The 24,724-nt window shown below is 68.2% G+C and carries 19 protein-coding genes and 1 riboswitch; of the genes, 4 read left to right on the top strand and 15 right to left on the bottom strand.

From position 1 onward, the window contains the following. Positions 1–35 precede the first annotated feature (35 nt). The 7 genes from ACWGCN_RS08030 to ACWGCN_RS08000 all read right to left on the bottom strand — a co-directional run bounded on the left by ACWGCN_RS08030 (position 36) and on the right by ACWGCN_RS08000 (position 5,085). The gene (locus tag ACWGCN_RS08030) at positions 36–1,073 is read right to left on the bottom strand and encodes a PHP domain-containing protein (protein WP_452458792.1); all 1,038 of its coding nucleotides are present in this window, start codon (positions 1,071–1,073) and stop codon (positions 36–38) included. A gap of 5 nt (positions 1,074–1,078) precedes the next feature. Continuing rightward, positions 1,079–1,660: a dihydrofolate reductase family protein gene (locus ACWGCN_RS08025; protein WP_378992139.1), complete on the bottom strand. Its 582-nt coding sequence runs from the start codon at positions 1,658–1,660 to the stop codon at positions 1,079–1,081. A 64-nt stretch (positions 1,661–1,724) separates the two neighbouring features. Then, positions 1,725–2,585, bottom strand: coding sequence for a bifunctional DNA-formamidopyrimidine glycosylase/DNA-(apurinic or apyrimidinic site) lyase (gene mutM / locus ACWGCN_RS08020; protein ID WP_378992137.1), 861 nt, complete (start codon positions 2,583–2,585; stop codon positions 1,725–1,727). A 3-nt stretch (positions 2,586–2,588) separates the two neighbouring features. Beyond that, positions 2,589–3,320, bottom strand: coding sequence for a ribonuclease III (gene rnc / locus ACWGCN_RS08015; RefSeq protein ID WP_358064067.1), 732 nt, complete (start codon positions 3,318–3,320; stop codon positions 2,589–2,591). Between the two features lie 24 nt (positions 3,321–3,344). Further along, the gene (gene rpmF / locus ACWGCN_RS08010; protein ID WP_040708879.1) at positions 3,345–3,527 is read right to left on the bottom strand and encodes a 50S ribosomal protein L32; all 183 of its coding nucleotides are present in this window, start codon (positions 3,525–3,527) and stop codon (positions 3,345–3,347) included. A gap of 80 nt (positions 3,528–3,607) precedes the next feature. Continuing rightward, the gene (locus ACWGCN_RS08005; RefSeq protein WP_364401610.1) at positions 3,608–4,213 is read right to left on the bottom strand and encodes a YceD family protein; all 606 of its coding nucleotides are present in this window, start codon (positions 4,211–4,213) and stop codon (positions 3,608–3,610) included. Between the two features lie 98 nt (positions 4,214–4,311). Further along, positions 4,312–5,085 (bottom strand): DivIVA domain-containing protein, encoded by a 774-nt coding sequence (locus ACWGCN_RS08000; RefSeq protein WP_378992397.1) that lies wholly within the window; start codon positions 5,083–5,085, stop codon positions 4,312–4,314. 252 nt (positions 5,086–5,337) lie between these two features. Here ACWGCN_RS08000 and ACWGCN_RS07995 point away from each other — a divergent pair, with 252 nt between their 5' ends. Continuing rightward, a complete protein-coding gene (locus tag ACWGCN_RS07995; RefSeq protein WP_378992136.1) occupies positions 5,338–5,883 on the top strand; it encodes a GtrA family protein in 546 nt (181 codons plus the stop codon). On the opposite strand, the gene coaD is transcribed toward ACWGCN_RS07995, so the two are convergent. Continuing rightward, on the bottom strand, positions 5,880–6,365 hold the full coding sequence (gene coaD, locus ACWGCN_RS07990) for a pantetheine-phosphate adenylyltransferase (protein WP_056811926.1): 486 nt from the start codon (positions 6,363–6,365) through the stop codon (positions 5,880–5,882). The genes ACWGCN_RS07995 and coaD overlap by 4 nt on opposite strands. 86 nt (positions 6,366–6,451) lie before the next feature. On the opposite strand from coaD, the gene ACWGCN_RS07985 reads away from it, so the two are divergent. Then, complete coding sequence (locus tag ACWGCN_RS07985) at positions 6,452–7,885, top strand: RNA-guided endonuclease TnpB family protein (RefSeq protein ID WP_378992135.1); 1,434 nt, start codon at positions 6,452–6,454, stop codon at positions 7,883–7,885. A 37-nt stretch (positions 7,886–7,922) separates the two neighbouring features. On the opposite strand, the gene rsmD is transcribed toward ACWGCN_RS07985, so the two are convergent. Together rsmD and ACWGCN_RS07975 are read right to left on the bottom strand one after the other, a co-directional pair. Next, positions 7,923–8,498: a 16S rRNA (guanine(966)-N(2))-methyltransferase RsmD gene (gene rsmD, locus ACWGCN_RS07980; RefSeq protein WP_378992134.1), complete on the bottom strand. Its 576-nt coding sequence runs from the start codon at positions 8,496–8,498 to the stop codon at positions 7,923–7,925. Further along, complete coding sequence (locus ACWGCN_RS07975; protein WP_452458791.1) at positions 8,495–11,893, bottom strand: pyruvate carboxylase; 3,399 nt, start codon at positions 11,891–11,893, stop codon at positions 8,495–8,497. Before ACWGCN_RS07975 ends, rsmD begins: the two co-directional genes overlap by 4 nt. Positions 11,894–12,194: 301 nt before the next feature. Further along, a riboswitch (cobalamin riboswitch) is annotated at positions 12,195–12,380 on the top strand. A 137-nt stretch (positions 12,381–12,517) separates the two neighbouring features. Here ACWGCN_RS07975 and metE point away from each other — a divergent pair. After that, positions 12,518–14,788, top strand: a complete 2,271-nt coding sequence (metE, locus tag ACWGCN_RS07970) for a 5-methyltetrahydropteroyltriglutamate--homocysteine S-methyltransferase (protein WP_452458802.1) — start codon at positions 12,518–12,520, stop codon at positions 14,786–14,788. Positions 14,789–14,873: 85 nt separating this feature from the next. Here the strand turns inward: metE and ACWGCN_RS07965 are convergent, their stop codons facing one another. Genes ACWGCN_RS07965 through ACWGCN_RS07955 form a run of 3 tightly spaced genes read right to left on the bottom strand, consistent with a single transcriptional unit; the run spans position 14,874 to position 18,458 of the window. After that, positions 14,874–16,016 carry a bifunctional 2-methylcitrate synthase/citrate synthase gene (locus tag ACWGCN_RS07965; protein ID WP_449964594.1) on the bottom strand — a complete coding sequence of 381 codons (1,143 nt, stop codon included), beginning with the start codon at positions 16,014–16,016 and terminating at the stop codon, positions 14,874–14,876. Between the two features lie 4 nt (positions 16,017–16,020). Next, a complete protein-coding gene (gene prpB / locus ACWGCN_RS07960) occupies positions 16,021–16,935 on the bottom strand; it encodes a methylisocitrate lyase (protein WP_452459728.1) in 915 nt (304 codons plus the stop codon). Further along, the gene (locus tag ACWGCN_RS07955) at positions 16,935–18,458 is read right to left on the bottom strand and encodes an MmgE/PrpD family protein (RefSeq protein WP_452459729.1); all 1,524 of its coding nucleotides are present in this window, start codon (positions 18,456–18,458) and stop codon (positions 16,935–16,937) included. Before ACWGCN_RS07955 ends, prpB begins: the two co-directional genes overlap by 1 nt. Positions 18,459–18,811: 353 nt before the next feature. Between ACWGCN_RS07955 and ACWGCN_RS07950 the strand changes: the two genes are divergently transcribed. Beyond that, entirely contained in the window at positions 18,812–20,236 is a 1,425-nt protein-coding gene (locus ACWGCN_RS07950; protein WP_378626319.1) for a short-chain fatty acyl-CoA regulator family protein, read from the top strand. An 11-nt stretch (positions 20,237–20,247) separates the two neighbouring features. On the opposite strand, the gene recG is transcribed toward ACWGCN_RS07950, so the two are convergent. Together recG and ACWGCN_RS07940 are read right to left on the bottom strand one after the other, a co-directional pair. Continuing rightward, a complete protein-coding gene (gene recG, locus ACWGCN_RS07945) occupies positions 20,248–22,506 on the bottom strand; it encodes an ATP-dependent DNA helicase RecG (protein WP_378992128.1) in 2,259 nt (752 codons plus the stop codon). Next, positions 22,507–24,465, bottom strand: coding sequence for a DAK2 domain-containing protein (locus ACWGCN_RS07940; protein WP_452459727.1), 1,959 nt, complete (start codon positions 24,463–24,465; stop codon positions 22,507–22,509). It abuts the gene before it with no gap. Positions 24,466–24,724: the final 259 nt, after the last annotated feature.

Here is a 24,724-nt window from a genome sequence, read left to right as displayed (position 1 = left end):
GGATCAGAGATCGAAATCAGTTGTTGGGCAAGACTTCACCCATTCGATTCCGAGCACCAGGCTAGCAACTGCTCGACCGGCCAGGTGTCGATCACCTTCTCGGCCGTCACGCCGTGCGCCAGCGCCCGCTCGCATCCGTACCCCTGCCACGCCAGCTGGCCCGGCGCGTGCGCGTCGGTGTCGATGGAGAACAGGCAGTCCATCTCGACGGCCAGCTCGATCAAACGCCCGGGTGGATCACGGCGTTCGGGGCGGCTGTTGATCTCGACGGCGGTGCCGTAACGACGGCAGGCTTCGAAGACGAGTTCGGCGTCGAACGACGACTCCGGCCGGGTGCCGCGCGCCCCTTCCACGAGACGGCCCGTGCAGTGACCCAGGATATCGACGTGAGGGTTCGCGACGGCGTAGACCATGCGCTTGGTCATCGTGTCGCTGTCGTCGCGCAGGTGCCAGTGCACACTGGCGACAACGACATCCAGGCGTTCGAGGAGATCTGCCCGCTGGTCGAGGGTGCCGTCGTCGAGGATGTCGACCTCGATACCGGTGAGGACGCGAAACGGCGCCATCTGCTCGTTGAGTTCGGCGATCACGTCGAGCTGGCGCAGCAGCCGGTCGGCGGACAGGCCGTTGGCGACCTTGAGACGCGGCGAATGGTCTGTCAGCGCGCAGTATTCGTGACCGAGCGCGGCCGCGACGCCCATCATCTCGGCGATCGGGCTGCCCCCGTCGGACCAGTCCGAATGGGTGTGCAGATCACCCCGCAGCGCCGCGCGCAGCTCCTCACCCGCGGGTGCGATCGGCTTCGCCTGTGCGCGGAGCTCGGCAAGATAACCGGGAACCTCACCGGCACAGGCCGCTTCGATGATGGCGGCCGTCTTGGGCCCGATCCCGGCGAGCTCACGCCAGCTGTGTTCGCGGGCGCGCGTCGCCACCTCGTCGTCGGCGAGCCCGGCGACGACGTCGGCGGCACGGCGGTAAGCCTTCACCCGGTGCGTTTCGGCACGACCGCGTTCGAGCCAGAACCCGACCTCGCGCAGTGCCGCCACCGGACCCGGACTCGCCGCCGATGTCATCGCGACTACTTGATCCGGCCGTACTTGAGGAACGCGACGCCGTCGGCGTACACCCGGCTGGTGATGACCCGGAACTTCTCCGGCGCGGGCAGTTTCGCCCCGCCGCCGAACAGCGGCCTGCCGGTGCCGAGCACCACCGGGTGCAGCTTCAGGAACACCTGGTCGATCTCGGGCAGCAGCGCCTGCGCCAGTTCACCGCCACCGCAGAGCCAGATGCCAAGTCCGTCTTCGCGTTTGAGCTCACGCACCGCGGCGATCGGATCCTCGGCGATCAATTCCACCCCGGGCGCGGGCGATTCGGGCAGCGTCGTGGACACCACGTACTGGCGCAGGTGCTCGTACGGGCTGGCGGTGCCGGTGCGTACCCCGAAGTCGTGGGTCTTGCGGCCCATGATCACGGTGTCGAAGTAGATGTTGCCCGCCGCGATTCCGCGCGCCTCGCGCACCTTGGTGGGCAGGGTTTCCGGGTACTGCGAGATGATCGCGGGCCCGTGATCACCGCCTACCGGGAAGAAGTCCAGCGTTCCGTCCTCGGCGGCGATGAAACCGTCGATTGTCGATGCCACGAAATAGGTCAGCTTGCGCATAACGTCCTCCCTGCACGGACCCGGTCTGTCACGACCTGTCAGAGGAAACGTTAGCGTGCCCGGATCAGCGGCGGCGCGGCTTCCGTTGACACTTCGGACAGGAAAACGACGACCGATTCATGAACTGTTCCCGCACCAGCAGCGTCGCACACCGATCGCACGGTTCGTCCTCGCGCCCGTAAGCGGCCAGTGACCGGGAAAAATAGCCGGATTCGCCGTTCACATTCACGTACAGGGCGTCGAAGGAGGTGCCACCGACGGCCAGCGCCTCGGTCATGACCGCGCTGACTCCGTCGAGCAGGGTACGCACGACCGGCCGGGTGAGTTCGGCGGCCACGCGGGTGCCGTGCAATCCGGCCCGCCACAGTGCTTCGTCGGCGTAGATATTGCCGATACCCGAGATCACCGTCTGGTCGAGCAGCACGCGTTTGATCTCGGTGTTCTTGGCGCGGATGGCCGCGACCACGGCCTCGCGATCGAACAGCGGGTCGAGCGGATCGCGCGCGATATGGGCCACGGAATCGGGCACCACGGTCCCGTTCACCTCGACGAGGTCGGCCAGCGCCCAGCCGCCGAAGGTGCGCTGATCGACGAAGCGCAATTCGGCGCCGTCACCGAGCACGGCCCGGATATGCGCGTGCTTCTCGACGGGAGCGTCGGCGGGCTGCACCAGCATCTGACCGCTCATGCCCAGATGCACCACCAGTGCGGTATCGGGCTCGTCGAAGGTGAGCCACAGATACTTCCCGCGGCGCTGCGCGGAGTCGATCCGCAACCCGGTGAGCCTCGCCGCCAGATCAGCACCACCCGCGATGTGCCTGCGCACGGCTCGCGGGTGGGTGACGGTGACGGTATCGATGGCCCTGCCGACGGCGTGCTCGGCGAGACCGCGACGAACAACCTCGACCTCGGGCAGTTCGGGCACGGCTCAGGCTTTGTCTGCGGATTCGGCGGTCAGCGCCTTGTACGCGGTACCGGCGGCCTTCTGCTCGGCTTCCTTCTTGGAGCGACCCACGCCTGAGCCGTACGGAACACCGGCGATCACCGTGGTGGCGGTGAACTCCTTGTTGTGGTCCGGTCCGGTGGAGGTGATCTCGTAGGCAGGCACGCCGAGACCGCGTTCGGCGGTGAGCTCCTGCAGGCTGGTCTTCCAGTCGAGGCCGGCGCCCATGCGGGGGCCGCGCTCGAGCAGGTCGGCGAACAGCCGCAGCACCACACCGCGCGCGGTTTCGATGCCGTGCTCGAGGTGCACCGCACCGAGCAGCGATTCCATGCCGTCGGCGAGGATGCTCGGCTTGTCGCGACCGCCGGTGAGCTCCTCGCCCTTGCCGAGCAGCAGGTACTGACCGAGTCCGCCGTCGCCGAGACCACGCGCCACCTCGGCGAGCGCGTGCATGTTCACCACACTGGCGCGCAGTTTCGCGAGTTCACCCTCGGACTTCTCCGGATGCTCGGTATACAGGCGCTCGGTGATGCTGAGGCCGAGTACCGAGTCGCCGAGGAATTCCAGGCGCTCGTTGGTCGGCAAACCGCCGTTCTCGTACGCGTACGACCGGTGCGTCAGCGCTAGGCGCAGAAGCTCCGGTCGTACGTCGACACCGAGGGCGGTGAGCAGGCTGGCGTGATCCGCCGCGCCCACATTGTCTTTACTGGCTGTCACGTTGCTAGGAATGATCTACAACGATCAGACTGCAGAGGTGACCTGGCGGCCCTTGTAGGTGCCGCAGGACGGGCACGCGATGTGCGGGAGGGTCTTCTCACCACACGCGCGGTTCGGGCAGGTGACCAGGGTCGGCGCGGTGGCCTTCCACTGGCTGCGCCGCGACCGGGTGTTGGAACGCGACATCCGACGCTTGGGAACAGCCACGGCTACTTCTCCTCTTGGTTTTCGCTGACTACACCGGCATCAGATGCCGCGGCAACGGTTTGGTCTTGGTGGTGGAACCCTCAGGCGGGGTCGCCGGTACCGGGCTCGTCAGTGGCAAAATTCGCCAACTTCGCCCAGCGAGGGTCCAGTATCTCATGCCCATGATCAGGACCCGCAATCGCCATCCGCACACCGCACTCGGGGCACAGGCCCGCGCAGTCCGGCGAGCACAGCGGCTGCAGCGGAAGCTCCAGCCCGATGGCGTCGAGGATCACCGGCTCGAGGTCGACGAGGTCGTCTTCCATGCGGTAGACCTCGGCATCCTCGGTCGTCTGCTCGGTGGTGCTGTCCGGATACGCGAACAACTCCGTCAGACGAATCTCCACCTGGTCCTCGAACGGTTCGAGGCAGCGCGAGCACTCCCCGGCCGTCGGCCCGGACGCCGTGCCGGTGACCAGCACACCCTCCGAGACCGCCTGCAATTGCAGATCGAGTTCCACCTCGGCATCGGCCGGGATGGCTATCAGGTCGAGACCCAGCCGCTCGTGGTCGGTGACCGTGCGACGCAGCTCCCGCATGGTTCCCGGCCGACGGCCGAGATTGCGGACATCCAGCACAAAGCCCGCCTCCGACACAGGACCACTGGTCTTGCGTGGACGCGCGGACGAACCGGAACCGGCGGACATCACGGACTCACTTACCGTCGAGGGGATAATGGGCAACCACTCCACAGTACGGCAGGACCCCGCCGGAACTCAAAACGCGCGCTGGGCGCCAGGACCGGTCAGCGCCGGTGCTCGGCAGCGTATTCCGGGTATTCGGCGGCCGGTGCGCCGCGCATCTGCTGGCGTCCGCGGGTGATCGAGCGCCGGGTGGTGTTGAGCGTCTCTTCCATGGATGCGAGCCTGTTGCCGAAATCGGCCATCTGCTCGTCGACGTAGTCGTCACATTCGGTGCGCACCCGGTCGGACTCGGCCTGGGCCTCGTCGATCAGACGGGCGGATTCGGCGTGCGCGACCCGGACGACCTCGGTCTGCGCGACGAGGCGGGCCTGCTCGGCCTTCCCGTCGGCGACCGAACGTTCATAGGAGGCCTTGCCCGCTTCGATGGCCCGGTCGGCGTCGATCTGGGCGCGACCGGTGAGCTCGTCGTACTCGGCATTGCCGTCGGCGACGACCTGATCGGCCTCGGCCTGGGCCGACGTCACCAGGCGGTCGGCGTGGGCGGTGGCCTCGGCGACCATCCGGTCGGCGTGGTCCTTGGCGTCGGCGAGGATGCGATCGGCCTCGGCGCGCGCCTTGTCGATGGTGGTGCGTGCCTGCTCGTTGGCCGTGGTGACCGTCGTTTCGGCGCCGGAACGGGCGTCGCCGACGATCTTGTCGCGGTGATCGAGCACGTCCTGGGCGTCGTCGAGTTCACCGGGTAGCGCGTCGCGGACGTCGTCGAGCAGCTCGAGAACATCGCCGCGCGGCACGATGCAACTGCGGGTCGGCGGGATGCCACGCGCCTCTTCGACGATGGCGACCAGTTCGTCGAGTGCTTCGAATACGCGATACATGCTCACTACCCTCCTGCGGACTCACGGCGAAACCACTACCGCCGACGCCCAGTGTGCCTGTCCGGGGCGGCTGTGCCGAATGTCGTCGCGGTGTGTCGCGACAGTGTCCAAGATCGCACAGATATCAAGTGGAGTGCAGCCCTCCACTTCGGCTACCATCGGTAAGCACGACAACGCCGTCCGCCGGGAAGCACCGCAACCTTTTCGCTGTTGTACTCCTCGACGTCTGTTCATTTGGGATCGGAGTCGAACATGACCCTCCTGGAAACTCCTAGGAGTCCGGTGTCGCACGTCGCGGGCATGTTCACTCCCTGGACCGGTCCGTTCCCCGTGGTGACGCCGAGTGAAGTCGCACCCGCGCTGCGCCCGCAGTTCGAGGGCGCGCTCACGTACCTGCGCGGCGACCGCGCGCTGCCTCAGCTCTTCCGCTTCGCCCTCGTCGGCGGGTCGAGCAACATCGCCTATGTGTTGCTGTTCTTCGCGATGCACGGCATCGGCCCGCTGGTCGCCAATGTGGCCGGATCGGTGGTCAGCACGATCATCGCCAACGAATTCCACCGGCAGCTCACGTTCCACGCCACCGACCGGGTCACCTGGTTCACGGCGCAGTGGGAAGGCGGCGGGATCGCGTTGATCGGACTCGCGATCACGACCGCGTGTTTGGCCGGACTGGATTTCTGGGCACCCGGACTGGGTGACATCACGCAGGCACTGACGGTCCTGGCCATCACCGCCGCGGTCGGCGGCATGCGATTCCTCGCCCTGCGTGGACTGTTCCGCCTGCCCGCGACTTCCTAGCCCTTACGTTCGGCCAGGCGGTCCAGCAGGCGCTTGTGGACCGCCGGCGGGAGCATGTCGCTCACGTCGCCGCCATAGGCCGCCACTTCCTTGACCAGCGAGCTGGACAGGAAGCTCAGGGACGGGTTGGTGGCGATGAAGAAGGTGTCCACACCGGCCAGTTTGTGGTTCATCTGGGCCATCTGGAGCTCGTAGCCGAAGTCGCCCGCGTCGCGCAGCCCCTTGACGATCGCGCTGATCCCCTCCTGCTTGGCGAAGTCCACCGTGAGGCCCTGCCAGGAGGCGACGCGCACGTTCGGCAGGTGGGCGACGGATTCGCGCAGCAGTTCCATGCGCTCCTCGACGGTGAACATGCCCTGCTTCTTGGGGTTCACATTGACGGTGACGATCACCTCGTCGAACTGGGCGGCCGCGCGAGCAAACACGTCGAGGTGACCGTTGGTGACCGGGTCGAAGGAGCCGGGGCACAGTGCTGCAGCCATACCTCAGAGACTATCTGAGAACTGAGACGGCCCGTGCCGGGCGGCTCGTCATTCAGTGTCGGTGGTGCGTGTCACACTCGTGGATGATGAGCCGCCACACGACTTTCCGGTATTGCCTCGACCCCATAGTCGAGCAGTCCGACATGCTCGCAAGGCATGCCGGTGCGGCCCGATTCGCGTTCAACCAAAGCCTCGACTTCGTGAAAACCGCTCTCACCCAACGCAAAACCCGCCCAGCACATCCGGTCCCATGGACTCGGTTCGACCTGATCAAAACGTTCAACACCTGGAAGAAGACCGAAGCCGCAGGACGGGTCTTCACTGTCGACGCGGCTGGGGTCACCGAAGTACAGGTAACCGGGTTGGCATGGCGTGCTCAGGTGTCTCAGCAAGTTTTCGAGGAAGCCGCCGTCGACTGCGGTCGCGCGCTGGCCGCGTTCTCTGATTCCAGAACCGGCAAACACGCGGGTAAACGGGTCGGGTTTCCCCGGTTCAAGAAGAAGGGTACAACCGTCCCGGCATTCCGGATCCGTAACAAGCCCGCCAAGTCGGGGCGAGCGTCGATCCGAGTCGGTGACCAGGGACGCGCTCGGTCAGTGGCGTTGCCTGGGATCGGCGCGATCCGGGTGCGCGAGGACACCCGCCGGTTGCGGCGGATGCTTACCAAAGACCGGGCGAGGATCCTCTACGTCACCGTCGCCTATCGGGTGCGACGCTGGTGGATCAGCCTGACCGTCGAAGCATCTGATCTCCACACAGCCCATCGTCACCGGCCCCGGGAACACGCTGATCACGGTGGCTGGGTCGGGATCGACCGCGGTTTGACCGCGTTCGCTGTCGCCGCGAACTCCACCGGTGCCGAGGTCGCTCGTATCACCAACGCCCCCAAACCACTGACTACCGGGCTGGATCGTCAACGACGGATGGCGAAGTCGGTGACTCGGAAGCAGAGCGGGTCCCGCAACCATCGGCAGGCGGTTGCCCAGCTGGCCCGCCACCATCACAAGGTCGCCAACATTCGCCGTCATTTCGCTCATCAAGTTGCTAACCAGTTGGTCAAGACCCACGACCGGCTCGTTGTCGAAGACTTGAACGTTGCGGGAATGCTCGGCAACCGTCGTTCGGCCCGCGCGATCAGCGACGTCGGATGGGCCGATTTCGCGCGCCTGTTGGTCTACAAGCAGGCATGGCACGGTGGCACGGTCACCGTCGCGGATCGTTGGTTTCCATCGAGTAAACGGTGCTCGGCCTGCGGCGCACATAATCCGACGCTGTCGTTGGCGGATCGCGTGTTCGTCTGCGAATGTGGGTTTCGCGCTGACCGGGACCACAACGCGGCGGTCAACCTCGCACTGTGGCCGACGATTGAACAAGACTTTTCACGATCCCCGGACCCCCGAGCAGGAGGCCGGGTTACCAAAGTCCGCCGACGGGAAGGCTCTGACCGGCACCCTGTGGGTGTCGGTGAAACCGTCCTGGTAGACGCGGGAACAGAGGTTCACGCCACGCTTGTGGCGTGAACCGACGACGCCCGAGAAGGGCGGTGTCCGGGACGATCTAGGTTTCCGGACACGCTGTAGCACCGAACTCGGCGAGTTCGACTCTGGTCTCCCCGTATTTGCGTGTCTTCAACGCCACATAGCCTGCGGGCCAGGTGATCTCGGGTGAGCGGCTCGACCGTTCCACCACCACCAGTGCTTCCGGTGCGAGCCAGCCGTTGTTCGCCAGCGCGGTGAGGTCGGCGATCACGTCCTCGGTGCTCACGTCGTAGGGCGGATCCGAGAACACCACGTCGTAGGCCCTCGGCGCGGATTGTTTCAGCACCGAGGACACACTGCCGAGCCGCAGTTCGGCACCGGGCAGACCGAGCTCGGCGATATTGGCGCGCACCACCTCGCCCGCCTTGCGATCGGACTCCACGAGCAGCGCCCGCTGCGCCCCGCGCGACAGGGCTTCCAACCCCAGCGCCCCGGAGCCCGCGTACAGGTCCAGGACCAGCGTCCCGTCCAGATCGAGGCGGGCGTCGATCGCGCTGAACAGCGCTTCACGCACCCGATCGGAGGTAGGGCGGGTACCGGCGGGCGGCACCTTCAAGCGCCGCCCGCCCGCCACACCCGCGACGATGCGTGTCATTCCGACTCGCGTGCGACCAGTTCCACCAGCAGGTCGCCGCCCTCGACCTGGGCCACCTTGGTGGTCGCGATCCGGCCCACCACGCCACCGCGCGGCGCGGTGATGGCCGCTTCCATCTTCATCGCCTCGATGGTGCCGACCGTGTCGCCGGCGTGGATCTCGTCGCCCTCGGACACCGCCAGGGTGACCACACCGGCGAACGGTGCCGCGATGTGGCCCGCGTTGTTCTTGTCCGCCTTCTCCGCCGCGGGCACCTCCGAGGCGACGGACCGGTCACGCACCGCGACCGGGCGCAACTGCCCGTTCATGATGCACATGACCGTGCGCATGCCCTTCTCGTCCGGCTCGGAGATCGCCTCGAGGCCGATGAGCAGGGTGACGCCCTTCTCCAGCTGCACGCGGTGCTCTTCGCCACGGCGCAGGCCGTAGAAGAACTGGTTCTCCGACAGCCCGGTGGTGTCGCCGTACTTCTCGCGGTGGGCGTTGAACTCGGCGGTCGGGCCGGGGAACAGCAACCGGTTGAGCGTGGCGCGACGCTCGGTGGACGAGCCGTCGAGGGCCTTCTGATCCGCCGGGCTCAGCGGGGTCTCGGGCTTGGGCTCGTTGCGCCCGGCCAGCGCCTTGCTGCGGAACGGCTCCGGCCAGCCACCGGCCGGGGTGCCGAGCTCACCGCGCAGGAAGCCGATCACCGAATCGGGGATGTCGTAGCGGCCCGGATCGGCGGCGAAGTCCTCGATGTCGACACCGGTGCCGACCAGCGCGAGCGCGAGATCACCGACGACCTTCGACGACGGAGTCACCTTGATCAGGCGACCCAGCAGCCGGTCGGCGGCCGCGTACTTGGCCTCGACCTCTTCGAACCGGTCGCCCAGGCCCAGCGCGATCGCCTGCTGACGCAGGTTCGACAGCTGACCACCCGGGATCTCGTGGGTGTACACCCGGCCGGTCGGCGCGGGCAGACCCGACTCGAACGGCGCGTAGACCTTGCGCAGCGCCTCCCAGTACGGCTCGAGATCGCACACGTTCTGCAGGTTCAGGCCGGTGTCGCGATCGGTGTGCGCGGTGGCGGCCACGATCGCCGACAGCGCGGGCTGTGAGGTGGTGCCCGCCATGGCCGCGGACGCACCGTCGACCGCGTCGGCCCCGGCCTGCCAGGCCGCCAGGTAGGTGGCCAGCTGGCCGCCGGGGGTGTCGTGGGTGTGCACGTGCACCGGCAGATCGAAGTTGCTGCGCAGTGCGGTCACGAGTTTCGCGGCGGCGGGGGCACGCAGCAGACCGGCCATGTCCTTGATCGCGAGGACGTGCGCGCCCGCGTCGACGATCTGTTCGGCCAGCTTCAGGTAGTAGTCGAGGGTGTAGAGCGACTCGTTCGGGTCGAGCAGGTCGCCGGTGTAGCTGAGCGCGACTTCGGCTATGGCGGTACCGGTTTCGCGGACCGCGTCGATCGCCGGGCGCATCTGGTCGACGTTGTTGAGCGCGTCGAAGATGCGGAAGATGTCGATACCGGTGGCGGCGGCCTCGGAAACGAAAGCGCGCGTGACCTGTTCGGGGTAGGGCGTGTAGCCCACGGTGTTGCGACCGCGCAGCAGCATCTGCAAGCAGATGTTCGGCACGGCTTCGCGCAGCGCGGCCAGGCGCTCCCACGGGTCCTCGTGCAGGAACCGCAGTGCCACATCGTAAGTCGCGCCGCCCCAGGCTTCGATCGAGAGCAGTTCGGGGGTCAGCCGCGCGACATGACCCGCCACACCGAGCAGACCGTTGGTGCGGACACGGGTGGCCAGCAGCGACTGGTGTGCGTCACGGAAGGTCGTGTCGGTGACACCGAGCGCCCTCTGCTCGCGCAGGGCCTTCGCGAAACCCTCCGGTCCGAGAGTGAGCAGACGCTGGCGCGAACCGTCCGGCGGCGGCAGCGTGAGGTCGACAGCGGGCAGCTTGTCGTAGGGGTACACCGTGGTCGGGCGGTCGCCGTTCGGCTTGTTGACGGTGATGTCGGCCAGATAGGTCAGGATCTTGGTGCCGCGGTCGGCCGAGCCGCGCGAGGTGAGCAGTTCGGGGCGCTCGTCGATGAACGAGGTGGTGACCCGGCCCGCCTGGAAATCGGGGTCGTCGAGCACCGCCAGCAGGAACGGGATGTTGGTCGTCACGCCGCGGATACGGAATTCGGCCAGCGCCCGGCGGGCGCGCGCGGCGGCGGCGGGCAGGTCACGACCACGGCAGGTGAGCTTCACCAGCATCGAGTCGAAGTAGGCGCCGATCTCGGCGCCGAGATTCGCGCCGCCGTCGAGGCGGATGCCCGCGCCGCCGGGGGTGCGGTAGGCGGTGATGCGGCCGGTGTCGGGGCGGAAGCCGTTGGCCGGGTCCTCGGTGGTGATGCGGCACTGCAGGGCGGCGCCGCGAATCTGCACCGTCTCCTGGCTCAGCCCCAGGTCGGCGAGGGATTCGCCCGCCGCGATGCGCAGCTGCGACTGCACCAGGTCGACGTCGGTGATCTCCTCGGTGACCGTGTGTTCCACCTGGATGCGCGGGTTCATCTCGATGAACACGTGGTTGCCGCGCTCATCCAGGAGGAACTCCACGGTGCCCGCGTTGATGTAGCCGATCTGGCGGGCGAAGGCCACCGCGTCGGCGCAGATGCGCTCGCGCAGTTCCGGTGACAGGTTCGGGGCGGGCGCGAGCTCGATCACCTTCTGGTGGCGACGCTGCAGCGAACAGTCCCGCTCGAACAGGTGCATGACGTTGCCGTGCTGGTCGGCCAGGATCTGTACCTCGATGTGGCGCGGGTTCACCACCGCCTGCTCGAGGAACACCGTCGGATCGCCGAACGCCGACTCCGCTTCGCGCGACGCGGCCTCGATCGACTCACGCAGCTGCTCGGGCGCGGCGACCCGGCGCATGCCACGGCCACCACCACCGGCGACGGCCTTGACGAAGATCGGGTATTCGAGTTCGGCCGAGGCGGTGAGCAATTCGTCGATATCGGCCGAGGGCTCGCTGGACTTCAGCGTCGGCAGTCCGGCCGCCTTCGCCGCCGCGATGGCCGTGGCCTTGTTGCCGGCCATCTCCAGGATCTCGGCGGTGGGGCCGATGAAGGTGATGCCCTCGGCGGCACAGGCCGCGGCGAGGTCGGGGTTCTCCGACAGGAAGCCGTAGCCGGGGTAGATCGCGTCGGCGCCGGCGCTCTTGGCCGCCTCGATGATCGCCTCGATCGACAGATACGCGCGAACAGGATGACCCTCTTCGCCGATCTGATAGGACTCGGCAGCCTTCAGGCGATGGACGGAATTGCGATCCTCGTGCGGGAACACCGCGACCGTTCCGATGCCGAGTTCGTAGGCCGCGCGGAAGGCACGGATAGCGATCTCACCACGATTTGCGACCAAGACTTTCGAGAACATTGGCCTACGGTACCCGGCCACGAGCCGGGGCCGGACACGCAAGGTGGCTTCGCAGCAATCTTCACACCGCACACCTGCCTACCTGCGAAGTTGCGTTCATCGGGCCGTCACATCTCACCGTGCGCAGCGGTGCACGGTGCGCGCGGACAACGTGGGCGCAACCGCAGGTCACGGCCGTGTACCGGATGGGGCGGTGACCCATGGCCCCGCTGAGGGCCTATGCTGGGCAGGCAGCTGGTTCGCGTGCGCGGTGGAAGAGTCGGAGCCCCGACCTCCCGCGTAGGCGTCGAAACCCGGGTGCGGATCATGTTCCGCACCGGGTGAGAGGGAACCCGGTGAGAATCCGGGACTGTCCCGCAGCGGTGAGCAGGAACGACCGCCGTCATCAGCACTGGGCTGCACGCCTGGGAAGCGACGGCCAGTAGGTCGGTCGATCACACGACCGGTGCCCGCGAGTCCGAAGACCTGCCGACTGTGCCGGATACGCCGTATCCGGCGGCCACCGCCTCGTGGATCGGGCGCGCGGACCACCGATACCGACCTGTCGTGTTCTTTCGCGACGCTGTCGGCCGTGTGGCGTGTGCCCGCGAAAAGGCGGCGGCTCTCCCCGCACGACACTGGAGAATCTCCGTGACTGTTTCGCATACCCCCTTCACCGCAACGGTTCTCGGCCTACCGCGAGTGGGCCCGAACCGGGAACTCAAGCGCGCCACCGAGTCCTACTGGGCGGGCCGCGCCGATGCCGCGCACCTGCACGCAGTGGGCCGTCAGCTCCGTCGCGCCCAGCTCACCGAACTCGCCGCGGCCGGAATGGATTCGGTGCCGGTGGGCACCTTCTCCTACTACGACCAGATGCTCGACACCGCGGAACTGCTGGGCGCACTGCCGGCGCGGGTCGCCGGAATCGCCGATCCGCTCGACCGCTATTTCGCGGCCGCGCGCGGCACCGACACGATCGCTCCGCTGGAGATGACCAAGTGGTTCGACACCAACTACCACTACCTGGTGCCCGAAATCGACGCGGCCACCACCTTTTCCCTGCATCCGGGCAAGCTGCTGACCGAACTCGACGAGGCGATCGAGCTGGGGGTCCCCGCACGGCCGGTGGTGATCGGTCCGATCACCTTCCTGAAGCTGGCCAAAGCCGTCGACGGCGCCGCACTGGAGCGGCTGCCCGAGCTGGTGCCGCTGTATCTCGACCTGCTGGCCCGGCTGGCGGACGCGGGCGCGCGGTGGGTACAGATCGATGAGCCGGTGCTGGTCACCGACCTGACCGAGGCGGAGCTAGCCCTGGTCGGCCAGACCTACAGCGCGTTGTCGGCCGCGCAGAACCGGCCCGCGATCCTGGTCGCCACCTACTTCGGGCACCCCGATGCCGCCCTGGCGGTGCTGGCCGACACCGAGATCGAGGGTGTCGCCCTCGATGTCACCGCGGGCGCCGATCTCTCGGCGGTCGCGGCGTTGCCCACCCTGTCCCGCAAACTGGTGGTGGCGGGTGTGGTCGACGGCCGCAATATCTGGCGCGCCGACCTCGACGCTGCCCTCGGCACCCTGGGCACCCTGCTCGGCAGCGCCGACGCGGTGGCCGTGTCGAGCTCGTGCTCGCTGCTGCACGTGCCGTATTCGCTGACTCCCGAGACCGGGCTGGACGAGCGGCTGCGCTCGTGGCTGGCCTTCGGCACCGAGAAGGTCGGCGAGGTGCGCGTCCTGGCCACCGCACTCACCGCGGGCGTCGACGCGGTCGCCGACGAGCTGGCCGCGGCCCGCGCCGCCGCCGACTCACGCCGGACCGATCCGCGGCTGCACAACGACCAGGTCCGCGGCCGGTTGGCCGCGCTCGACGAGAACGACCTCACCCGCTCCCCCGCCGACGAGCGTCGCGCCCGCCAGCGCGATCACCTCGACCTGCCGGTGCTGCCGACCACCACCATCGGCTCCTACCCGCAGACCTCGACCATCCGGCTGGCCCGTGCCGCGCTGCGCAAGGGCGAGATCGACCATGCCGAGTACGTGCGGCGGATGCGGGCCGAGATCGCCGACGTGATCACCCTGCAGGAAAAGCTCGGTCTCGACGTGCTGGTGCACGGTGAACCCGAACGCAACGACATGGTGCAGTACTTCGCCGAACTGCTCGACGGTTTCGCCGTCACCGAGGCGGGCTGGGTGCAGTCCTACGGCACCCGCTGCGTGCGTCCGCCGATCCTGTTCGGCGATGTCACCCGGCCCGCGGCGATGACGCTGTCGTGGATCGGATACGCCCAGTCGCTGACCACCAAGCCGGTCAAGGGCATGCTCACCGGCCCGGTGACCATCCTGGCGTGGTCGTTCGTCCGCGACGACCAGCCGCTGGGTGACTCGGCCCGCCAAGTCGCGCTCGCCATCCGGGACGAGACGCTCGACCTGGAAGCCCAGGGCGCGCGGATCATCCAGGTCGACGAGCCCGCCCTGCGCGAGCTGCTGCCGCTGCGCGCGGCCGAACAGCCTGCGTACCTGCGGTGGTCGGTGGACTCGTTCCGCCTCGCCACCGCGGGCGTCGCCGACACCACCCAGGTGCACACCCACCTGTGCTACTCGGAGTTCGGCGAGGTCATCTCGGCGATCGCGGGCCTGGACGCCGATGTCACCTCGATCGAGGCGGCGCGCTCGCACATGGAGGTCCTCGACGATCTGAACGCGGCCGGGTTCGCGCTCGGTGTCGGGCCTGGCGTCTACGACATCCACTCGCCGCGGGTGCCTTCGGTCGAGGAGATCACGATCTCCCTGTCCGCGGCGCTGAAAGCCGTTCCGGCCGAACGACTCTGGGTGAATCCGGACTGCGGCCTGAAGACCCGCGGACCGGTGGAGGTCGAGGCGTCGCTACGCAATCTGGTGACGGCCGCCGCGGCGCTGCGCTGACCGACGGGAGCTGAGCACCGCGACGGTGAGCGGCACACAGACCACTGCCCCGGACGGAGATTTCCGTCCGGGGCAGTGGTTCGGTTCAGCTCGCCCTGGCGACCGGAACCGCACGCTGGGCCACGCCGCGATACTCCGACAGCGGCCGGATCAGCGCGTTGGCGGCCGACTGCTCGGCGATGTGCGCGGTCCAGCCGGTGATCCGGCTCATCACGAAGATCGGCGTGAACATCTCGATGTCGAAGCCCATCAGGTAGTAGGCAGGCCCTGCCGGAAAGTCGAGATTCGGCGCTATGCCGGTTTTCTCGGCCATCGCGGCGGCGAGTTCGTCGTACATGCGGACCCACTGCTGTCCCCCGGTCACCGCCGCGACCTCGTCGAGGGCCGCCTTCATCGTCGGCACCCTGGAGTCGCCGTTGCGGTACACGCGATGACCGAAGCCCATCACTTTGCGCTTGGCGCCGAGGGTTTCGGCGATCCATGCCTGCGCGTGCGCGGGATCGGCGATCTCGAGCATCGTGTGCATCACCGCCTCGTTGGCGCCGCCGTGCAATCGTCCCTTCAGGGCGCCGATCGCCGCCGTGATGGCGCTGTAGGAGTCCGAGCCGGTGGAGGTCACCACGCGAGCGGCGAAGGTCGACGCGTTGAATCCGTGCTCGGCGTAGAGGATCAGCGAGATCTCGAACGCGCGCACGATCCGCGGATCCGGTACCGCACCGAAGCACATGTACAGGAAGTTCTCGGCGAAACCGAGCTGGGAGTGCGGTGCGATCGGGTCGAGCCCCCGGCGCCTGCGCATCGCCGTCGCGATCACCGTCGGCAGCAGCGCGGTCAATCGCAGTGCGCCGTCGAGCCTTTCGCGCTCGCTCGTACTCTCGGAGGCCGCGTCCTCGGTGCCGAGGTAGCTCACGACCGTACGGACCGCGTCCATCGGGTGGCAGGTCTGCGGCATCTTCTCCAGCAGGGCGAGCACCGACCGGTCGATCCGGCGCTGGGCGCGTTCACGCTGGCAGAGCAGTTGCAGCTGACCGTCGTCGGGGAGTTCGCCATACCAGAGCAGGTAGGCGACCTCCTCGAAACCGCAGCGCGCGGCCAGGTCCTGGACCGGGTAGCCACGGTAGGTCAGCGAGTTGGTCTCGGCGACGACCTTGGAAATGCTCGTCGTGTCGACCACCACCCCGGCCAAGCCCTTGGCGATGGCGGGTTGCGTTGTGTGTCCACTGGTCATGGCGTCACTCACCCACTGTGAAGTCGAAGATGCCGGAGTCGAATGCGTTGTAGCGCCGGTAGCCGAGCAGTTCGTAGAGCCGAGACCGGTGCTGCATCCGGTCCAGCAGCGCCGATTGTGTTCCAGCCGTCGCTATCTCGCGCAGGCCGTCTTCGATCGCGCCCATCGCCAGGCGCAGCGTGGTGACCGGATAGATCACCGCGTTGTAGCCGAGGTCGGTCAGTGTCCGCGCGCTCAGCAGCGGCGTCTTGCCGAATTCGGTCATGTTCGCCAGCAGCGGGACAGCCACGGCGGCGCGGAACTTCGCGAACTCGGCCTCCTCGGCCAGCGCCTCGGTGAAGATCAGGTCCGCGCCCGCGTCGACGTAGGCTCTTGCCCGCTCGATCGCCGCGTCGAGACCCTCGATCGCGCGCGCGTCGGTGCGGGCACAGATCACGAAGTCCGGATCGCGGCGCACCGCCACGGCGGCCCGGATGCGGCGCACCATCTCGGCGGTGTCGACGACCGCCTTACCGTCGAGATGTCCGCAGCGTTTCGGGTTGACCTGGTCCTCCAGATGGCAGCCTGCCAGGCCCGCGTCCTCCAGGAGGGTCACGGTGCGGGCGGCGTTCATCGGTTCACCGAAGCCGGTGTCGGCGTCGATGAGGACGGGCAGATCGGTGGCGCGGGCGATCTGGCGGCCACGCTCGACGACCTCGGTGAGCGTGGTCAGGCCGATATCGGGCAGTGCCAGCTCGGCCGAGATCACCGCGCCCGAGATGTAGACGCCGTCGAATCCGATCTCCTGGATCAGTTTGGCCACCAGCGGGTTCACCGCTCCTGGCAGTCGTTGCAAGCGACCTGAGGCCAGCCCGGCGCGGAAACTCGCGCGCTTCTGCGCGGCGGTGGTGTGCGCGGCGAGCAGTCCGGAAACAGTCATCAGAACAGTCCTTCCCGTGCGGCGGGCAGCCGGTCGAACAGCGCGGGGTCGACGGTGAAGCTCAGCTGATCGAGCTCCCCCGCGCCGAGTTCCGGTGTGCGCTGGGCGGCATCGAGGAAACGGTCCTGCTCGGCGGGCAGCACGACACCGTCGGCGAGGACGCGGAACTTCTCGACGTACTGCTCGCGCGCGAACGGCCGCGCGCCCAGCGGATGCGCGTCGGCGACCGCGAGTTCGTCGACGATCACCTCGCCGTCGTCGAGAGTCACCACGGCACGGGCGCCGAAGGCCTTCTCGGCCGGATCGGTCGCGTGATAGCGGCGCGTCCACTCGGGATCCTCGACCGTGGAGATCTTGCGCCACAGCGCCACCGTGTCGGGTCGCTGGGCGCGCTCGGGCGCGTAGGAGCGCTCGTGATGCCAGGTCCCGTCCTGGAGGGCGACCGCGAAGATATAGGGGAGCGAGTGGTCGAGGGTCTCGCGGCTGGCGTGCGGATCGAACTTCTGCGGGTCGCCGGATCCGGTGCCGATCACGTAGTGCGTGTGGTGGCTGGTGTGCAGCACGATCGAGGTGATGCGGGCGGTGTCGGTGATCCGCTCGCGCAGTCGGCGGGCGAGGTCGATCGGGGCCTGGCTCTGGTATTCGGCGGAGTGTTGCTTGGTGTAGCTGTCGAGAATGGCGCGCTTGGCCGCGCCCGGAGTCGGCAGCGGCACCTGGTATTCGGCATCGGTGCCGCCGAGCAACCAGGCGATCACACCGTCGGCGCCCTCCCAGATGGGTGCGGGCGCGCCTTCACCACGCATCGCCCGGTCGACCGCCTCGACGGCCATCTTCCCGGCGAACGCGGGGGCGTAGGCCTTCCAGCTGGAGATCTCGCCCTTGCGGGACTGCCGCGTGGCGGTCGTGGTGTGCACTGCTTGGCCGACGGCCTGATAGATGGTCTCGGTGTCGAGGCCGAGCAGCGTGCCGATGCCCGCGGCGACCGACGGGCCGAGGTGAGCGACGTGGTCGATCTTGTGTTCGTGCAGGCAGATCGCGCGCACCAGGTCGATCTGGATCTCGTAGCCGGTGGCGAGCCCGCGGATCAGCTCGGCGCCGGACCGGCCCAGGTGCTGGGCGACGGCCAGAATCGGCGCGATGTTGTCGCCCGGATGCGAGTACTCCGCCGCGAGAAACGTGTCATGGAAGTCGAGCTCGCGCACCGCGACCCCGTTCGCCCACGCCGCCCACTCGGGTGAAACTCGCTGCCCGCCGGGCAGTCCGAAGACGGTGGCCCCGTGGCGTGACGAGGCGGCGGACAGTGGATGGGCCGACGCCTGCGCGCGGGCGGCGCGGACCGGACCGCGCAGGACCGACGCGGCGGCCACGGCGGCGTTGTCGATGATGCGGTTGACGATCATGTCGGTGACCTCGCCGGTCACCGCCACCGGATCGGTGGCCACCTCGGCGATCAGCGTGGCCAGATGCTGTGACCGCGGAAAGTCCTCGGCGGCCCCGACGCTGCGAACGATATGGGTTTTCATTGCCATGGTTCGCACGCTACGCACTGGATCTATCGCTGAAAACGGGCTGAACAAGCGTATTTTTGCGTGCGATAGACGACAAATCAGCAACTATTGCGAAGATTGACGATCATCGCCGGATCGGTGATACCGAAGCGCTATGGTTGATTCTCCCGGCAACCACGCAGAGAACGCGCGGGCCACCCTCGGCGACAATGCGGTCGCCGCACGCGAGCTCGCGTCTGCCGCCGAGCGCGACTTCGCATGTTACGCACGGGTAGACACAGGTAAAATCCCTTGCGGGACTGGACTTCTCCCGAGGCATTCGCCACTTTGAGCAAACATTGCGAACAGGTCGCGTTAGGATCTGCGACGTGCGGAAGATGTACGCGGGGGCCAGGCTACGAAGGCTGCGCGAAGAACGGCGGATGACCCAGGCAGCGCTCGCGAAGTCGCTGGACCTCTCACCCAGCTATCTCAATCAGCTCGAGCGTGATCAGCGCCCGCTGACCATTCCTGTTCTGCTGAAACTCAACTCGACCTTCGATCTGGACGTGCAGTTCTTCGCCGCCGACTCCGACGCGCGGCTGGTCTCGGACCTGCACGAGGTACTGGTGGAAGCCGCGGGCGGCGGCGACACCGCCCCGATCACCGAGGTCGAGGAACTGGCGACCCGGCTGCCCGAGGTGGCGCGCATCGTCATCGCGATGCACCGGCGGTTGCGCGCGGCGACCGACCAGCTCGACCTGCTGTCCTCACGCGTCGACACACCGGCCGGCGCGCCGGGCACCCCCATGCCGTACGAGGACGTGCGCGACTTCTTCTACGACCACCGCAACCACATCTCGACCCTCGACCATGCCGCCGAGCAGCTGTTCGAGGAATCCGGTCTGAGCATCGGCTCGCTGGATCGTCAGCTGGCCAGGATCGCCGAGGAACGCGCGGGCGTCACGGTGCTGGTCCGCGGCGACGGCGCCGACCCGGCCATCCCGAAACGCCACTACGACCCCGACACCCGAACCCTCACCCTGGCCAGGCGACTGCGCCCCGGGCAGCGCGCCTTCCAGATCGCGACCACCCTCGGCCTGCTGCTCTACGGCCGCGAGATCGACAACGTGCTCGCCGAATCCCGGGCGCTCACCGGCGAATCCCGCACCCTGGCCAGGGTCGGGCTGGCCAACTACTTCGCCGGCGCGCTGATCCTGCCCTACGGCCGGTTCCTGCGCTCGGCCGAGGAATTGCGCTACGACGTCGACCTGCTCGCACTGCGGTTCGAAGTCGGCTTCGAGACGGTCTGCCATCGGCTCAGCACCCTGCAGCGGCAGGGTCAGCGCGGCGTGCCGTTCTTCCTGGTGCGTACCGATCGGGCCGGCAATATCTCGAAACGCCAGTCCGCCACCGCGTTCCACTTCTCCCGGGTGGGCGGCAGTTGCCCGCTGTGGGTCACCCACGAGGCGTTCGCGCACCCCGGACGCATCCTCACGCAGATCTCGGAGATGCCCGACGGGCGCCGGTACCTGTGGATCGCGCGCACCACCCCCGCCGCCGCGCAGGGGTTCGGGGCGGCGTCGAAGAACTTCGTCATCGGGCTCGGCTGCGACATCGAATACGCCGACCGGCTGGTGTATTCGCAGGGGCTGCAGCTCGACGATCCGCAGGTGGCGGTGCCGATCGGGGCCGGGTGCAAGGTGTGCGAGCGTCCGTCGTGCCCGCAGCGCGCGTTCCCGCAGATCGGGCGGCCACTGTCGGTGACCGAACACACCAGCACCGACCTGCCGTACCCGCGCCTACCTCGCTGACATCGCGGGGGTCAGGACTTGGCGAGGTATTCGATGCGTTCGCCGTCGACGGCGGCGTGCATCATGCCCGCCAAGCCCGGATGATGCACCAGACCCGGGTCCTCGGCGACGACCTGGCGGGCGAGTTCCTGTGCGGCGGTGATCACCTCGAGGTCGTCGAGCAGCGAGAGCAACCGCAAAGACCGGGCGGTACCGGACTGCGCCGAACCGAGGACGTCACCTTCGCGACGTTGCCGCAGGTCGAGCACCGAGAGTTCGAAGCCGTCGGTCGTCGCCGCCACCGCCTCCAGCCGCGCCATCGCTGTCCCGCCCGGCGCGGCATCGGTGACCAGCAGGCACAGGCCCGGGTGCTTGCCTCGGCCGATGCGACCGCGCAGCTGGTGCAGCTGACTCACCCCGAACCGGTCGGCGTCGACGATCACCATGACGGTCGCGTTCGGCACGTCGACACCGACCTCGACGACCGTGGTGCAGACCAGCACGTCGATGGCGCCGTCGTTGAATTGGCGCATCACGTGGTCTTTTTCATCGGACGGCAGCCTGCCGTGCAGCAGGCCGACGCGTACGCCGGCGAGCGGACCGGCGCTCAGCGTCTCGTACATCTCCACCGCGGCCGCGGTGGTCGGGCCCTCCTTCTCCGCCTTCTTCCCCTTGGCCGGTGGCGCGTCAGGATCCTCGCCGATGCGCGAACAGACGACGTAGGCCTGCCTGCCCTGGCCGACCTCCTCGACGATGCGCTCCCAGGCACGATCCACCCAGCCCGGGTGCAGTTTGCGCGGAACAACTTTCGACACGATCGGTGAGCGCCCCTTGGGCAGCTGGGTGAGCGTGGAGGTTTCGAGATCGCCGAGTGTCGTCATCGCGATGGTGCGCGGGATCGGGGTGGCGGTCATCACCAGCAGGTGCGGACTGATGCCGTCTTTTGCCTTGGCACGCAACGCGTCTCGCTGTTCGACACCGAAGCGGTGTTGTTCGTCGACCACTACGAGGCCGAGGTCGTAGAACTCGACGGCATCCTGGATCAGCGCGTGGGTACCGATGACGATGCCCGCCTCGCCGGTCATCGCGTCCAGCAATGCCGCTTTCTTCGCGGCCGTCGACATCGATCCGGTGAGCAGCACGACCTTCGTCGAGTTCTCCGCAGCGCCGAGTTCGCCCGCGTTGCCGAGGTCGCCGAGCATCGCCCGCAGCGACCGATAATGCTGGGCGGCCAGGACTTCGGTCGGCGCGAGCAGGGCGCATTGACGCCCCGAGTCCACGACTTGGAGCATGGCGTTCAGCGCCACGATCGTTTTGCCCGAACCCACCTCACCCTGCAGCAGGCGGTGCATCGGGCGGGTACGGGAGAGGTCCTCGGAGATCTCCGCGAGCACCTGCTGCTGGCCTTCGGTGAGCTCGAACGGCAAGCGCTCGTCGAAGGTGGCGGCGATGCCGTCGGCCGAGGGCGGGCAGGCGGGGGCGGTGCGGCCCTCCACCTCGTGGCGGCGTTCGGCCAGCACGAGCTGCAAGGCGAGCGCCTCATCGAAACGAAGCCTGTCCCTGGCCTTCTCGATATCCAGCTTGTGCTCAGGGAGGTGGATCAGGCGCAGCGCTTCCGAGAGCGCAAGCAGTTGGCGCTCCTCGCGCAGGTCGGCGGGCAGCGGGTCGTCGATGGGGTCGAGCTGGTCGAGTACCTGGCGAATGCAGGCCAGCAGGTCCCAGCTCTGGACCTTCGCGGTCGCCGGATACACGGGGACGAATTCGCGCTCGAAGAACGAGGCATCCACTCCGCCCGCGCCTTTCGCGCTCTGCGCCAGCCCGCGCAGCGCGCCGCTACCGCGCACGGAGGTGAGTTCCTCCACGCCGGCTTCGGCCTTGTCGGGCAGGATCAGGTAGTCGGGGTGCGAGAGGTTCCAGCGGTCGGGACGCCACCAGTGCACGGTGCCCGACATCATCGCTCGCACACCTTCTTTCACCAGATATCGCACCTTGTCGCCGTTGAAGAAGGTGGCTTCCAGTGGACGCTGGGCGCCGGTGTCGAGCTGCACCTTCAGCAGGGAGCCGCGCCGGTTCTTCATCGGGCGCAGTTCGGTTTTCGTGATGCGACCGATGACGGTGATGTGCGCACCCTCCTCCGGCTCCTCCTCGGTGAGGGGCTGCCCCTGCGTGGCGTAGCGCACCGGATAGTGGCGCAGCAGATCCTCGACCGTGGACATGTCGAACGCCTCGGTCAGCCGGTCGGCCGCCTTGACGCCCAGCACATGGTCGAGCCGGTCACTCAACGTCGCCATCTACTCGACCCCTATCTGCACCAGATCCGCTTGCTGTCCACCGGAATACACCACCACCTCGACGCCGGGGAAACCGGCCGTCACATGCTCGGCGAGCACCTGCGCCAGCTCGGGCCCCGTATCGGCGCCCATCAGCAGCGTCACCAATTCCCCACCGAGACCGAGCATCCGGTCGAGCAGAATGCGTCCCGCGCCGACCACATCGGGGTCGATCACCACCACATCCTGGCCGACGAGCCCGAGTCCGTCACCGGGAGAACACATTCCGACCATCGTCAGGGCCCGCACCCGGGCAGCCCGCAGGGCACCCCAGCGCATGGTCGCCGCCGCCTCCGACATCGCGAACGCGTCATCCACCGCGATCCGCCCGCGATCGTGCACCGCCAGCGCCGCGAGGCCCTGCACCATCGACGCGCTCGGCAGCAACAACACATCACGCGACCCGTCACGCGCGGCCACACCGACCGCGACGAGTTCCTGCGCGGGCAGGGCGCCGTTGGGCAGCACGAGTACCTCACGATGTGGCATCCGCCGAATCGCGGTCAGCAGAGTGCTCGTATCGACCTGCCGATCCCCGCGCAACACCACCGCCCCGGCATCTTCGAACAGGCGCGTGGCGGCAGCGCCTGCCACCACCGCCAGGACGCCGCGGTCCGCGAGGACACCGCGCGCGGCGGGATCGCCGAAGACGCGACCATCGCGAGCACCGCCGGTGACGGGAAAGACGTCTCCCTCCGCGGGACGCGACAGTCGATCACCGGCACCGCTCGCAACCTGCGCGCACACCGCGGAGTTGTCTCGCGCACCCGTCCCGCCCCGCGCGTGCCGCGCACCGAGCCGGTCGGCGCCTCGCGCGTGGTGGCCGTGATCGTGATGGCCGGGCTCGTGGTGGCCGCTGTGCGGCGCGGTCACCGCGAAACTCTCGATTCGAATGCTCGTCACCGTGCCCACCGCGAGCCCGGCCTCGATCGCCGCCCCCGCGTCGCGGCAGTGCACGTGGGCCGACCAGGTGCTGTCGCCGTCGCCGACCACCACCACCGAATCACCGAGAACAGCGAGTCGATCGCGCAGTCCACCCGCGGCGGTCTCGTCGGTGCCGGAGATCACGTACATGACCTCGAAGTGTGGATCAGCGTCCCGATCACGGTGATCATGGTCGTCGCGTATCCGCTGCTCCCGGCCGTCGGAAACGGCCTCCCCCTCGCCGTCGCGCGCAGGTCCGTGATCGATGTCACCGGACCCGCCGGGCAGAGTCGCTCCCTGCTCGTCGCCGTCGTCCGGCCGCCGGTGCGGCCCCTGGTCCGCGCGCTCGCCCCGCGTGTATCTGACTCGCGCGGGAGCCTCACCGCAGACTTCGGCCACGAGGCAGTCGAGCAACACCAGCAGCCCGCGAGCCCCCGCGTCGACGACTCCCGCCGCGCGCAGCACGCCCAGCTGGGTCGGAGTCCGGCTCAATGCCCGCGCGGCACCTTCGGCGGCGGCACGGGCCACCTCTTCCAGGGAGGGTTCGGCGACCTCGGCGGCCGCGGCGGCGGCGCGGTCGAGAACCGTCAGGATCGTGCCCTCGACCGGGGCACTCAGTCCCGTGCGCACGAGCACGGCCGACCGCCGCAATGCCTCCTGCAGCCGCGCACCGGTCAACGGGCCTGCGACAACGGCCTCCGCGATCCCGCGCAGGACCTGCGACAGGATGATGCCCGAGTTTCCGCGCGCACCCGTGGTCGCGCCGCGGGCCAAGGCCTGGGCGACGAGGTGGGACGTGGCGTCCTGCGCGTCGAGCACGGCCCGCTCCGCCGTCGCGACCGCGGCGCGCATGGTGGCCAGGAGGTTGGTCCCGGTGTCGGCGTCGGCGATGGGGAACACGTTGAGCGCGTCGATCTCCGCGCGGCGTAGCTCCAGGTCGGTGCGGCAACCGCGGGCCCAGACCAGCAGATCGGGGCCGTCGAGAGACTCCCGCACGTGCGCCACCGCCACCTCGCTCCCCGTTCTGCGTACCCGCGCGCCGAGCACGCACGCCAGGTTAGCGGCAGCTACCGACCGGGGTACGCTGACCTCGGACGGGCCCTCAGCCGGGCTGTGCTCGGCAGGTCGACCGGGATACCCGGTTTGGAACTTCGAGGCCCGGCCCGCTAGTCTTGCAGGGTTGCTTTGTGCGGCCCACGTGGGTCTGCGCTGGCCGACGACAGTCGGCAAGGCATTTGACGACATCAGTTTCCGG

The sequence above is a fragment of the Nocardia sp. NPDC055050 genome, assembly GCF_053608345.1.
This window is presented reverse-complemented; position numbering and strand designations above follow the sequence as displayed.

Coding starts and splice junctions, on each gene's coding strand:
- ACWGCN_RS08030 (WP_452458792.1), bottom strand. CDS start 1,073: ATGACATCGGCGGCGAGTCCGGGTCCGGTGGCGGCACTGCGCGAGGTC.
- ACWGCN_RS08025 (WP_378992139.1), bottom strand. CDS start 1,660: ATGCGCAAGCTGACCTATTTCGTGGCATCGACAATCGACGGTTTCATC.
- ACWGCN_RS08005 (WP_364401610.1), bottom strand. CDS start 4,213: ATGTCCGCCGGTTCCGGTTCGTCCGCGCGTCCACGCAAGACCAGTGGT.
- ACWGCN_RS08000 (WP_378992397.1), bottom strand. CDS start 5,085: ATGTATCGCGTATTCGAAGCACTCGACGAACTGGTCGCCATCGTCGAA.
- ACWGCN_RS07995 (WP_378992136.1), top strand. CDS start 5,338: ATGACCCTCCTGGAAACTCCTAGGAGTCCGGTGTCGCACGTCGCGGGC.
- coaD (WP_056811926.1), bottom strand. CDS start 6,365: ATGGCTGCAGCACTGTGCCCCGGCTCCTTCGACCCGGTCACCAACGGT.
- ACWGCN_RS07985 (WP_378992135.1), top strand. CDS start 6,452: ATGAGCCGCCACACGACTTTCCGGTATTGCCTCGACCCCATAGTCGAG.
- rsmD (WP_378992134.1), bottom strand. CDS start 8,498: ATGACACGCATCGTCGCGGGTGTGGCGGGCGGGCGGCGCTTGAAGGTG.
- ACWGCN_RS07975 (WP_452458791.1), bottom strand. CDS start 11,893: ATGTTCTCGAAAGTCTTGGTCGCAAATCGTGGTGAGATCGCTATCCGT.
- ACWGCN_RS07965 (WP_449964594.1), bottom strand. CDS start 16,016: ATGACCAGTGGACACACAACGCAACCCGCCATCGCCAAGGGCTTGGCC.
- prpB (WP_452459728.1), bottom strand. CDS start 16,935: ATGACTGTTTCCGGACTGCTCGCCGCGCACACCACCGCCGCGCAGAAG.
- ACWGCN_RS07955 (WP_452459729.1), bottom strand. CDS start 18,458: ATGAAAACCCATATCGTTCGCAGCGTCGGGGCCGCCGAGGACTTTCCG.
- recG (WP_378992128.1), bottom strand. CDS start 22,506: ATGGCGACGTTGAGTGACCGGCTCGACCATGTGCTGGGCGTCAAGGCG.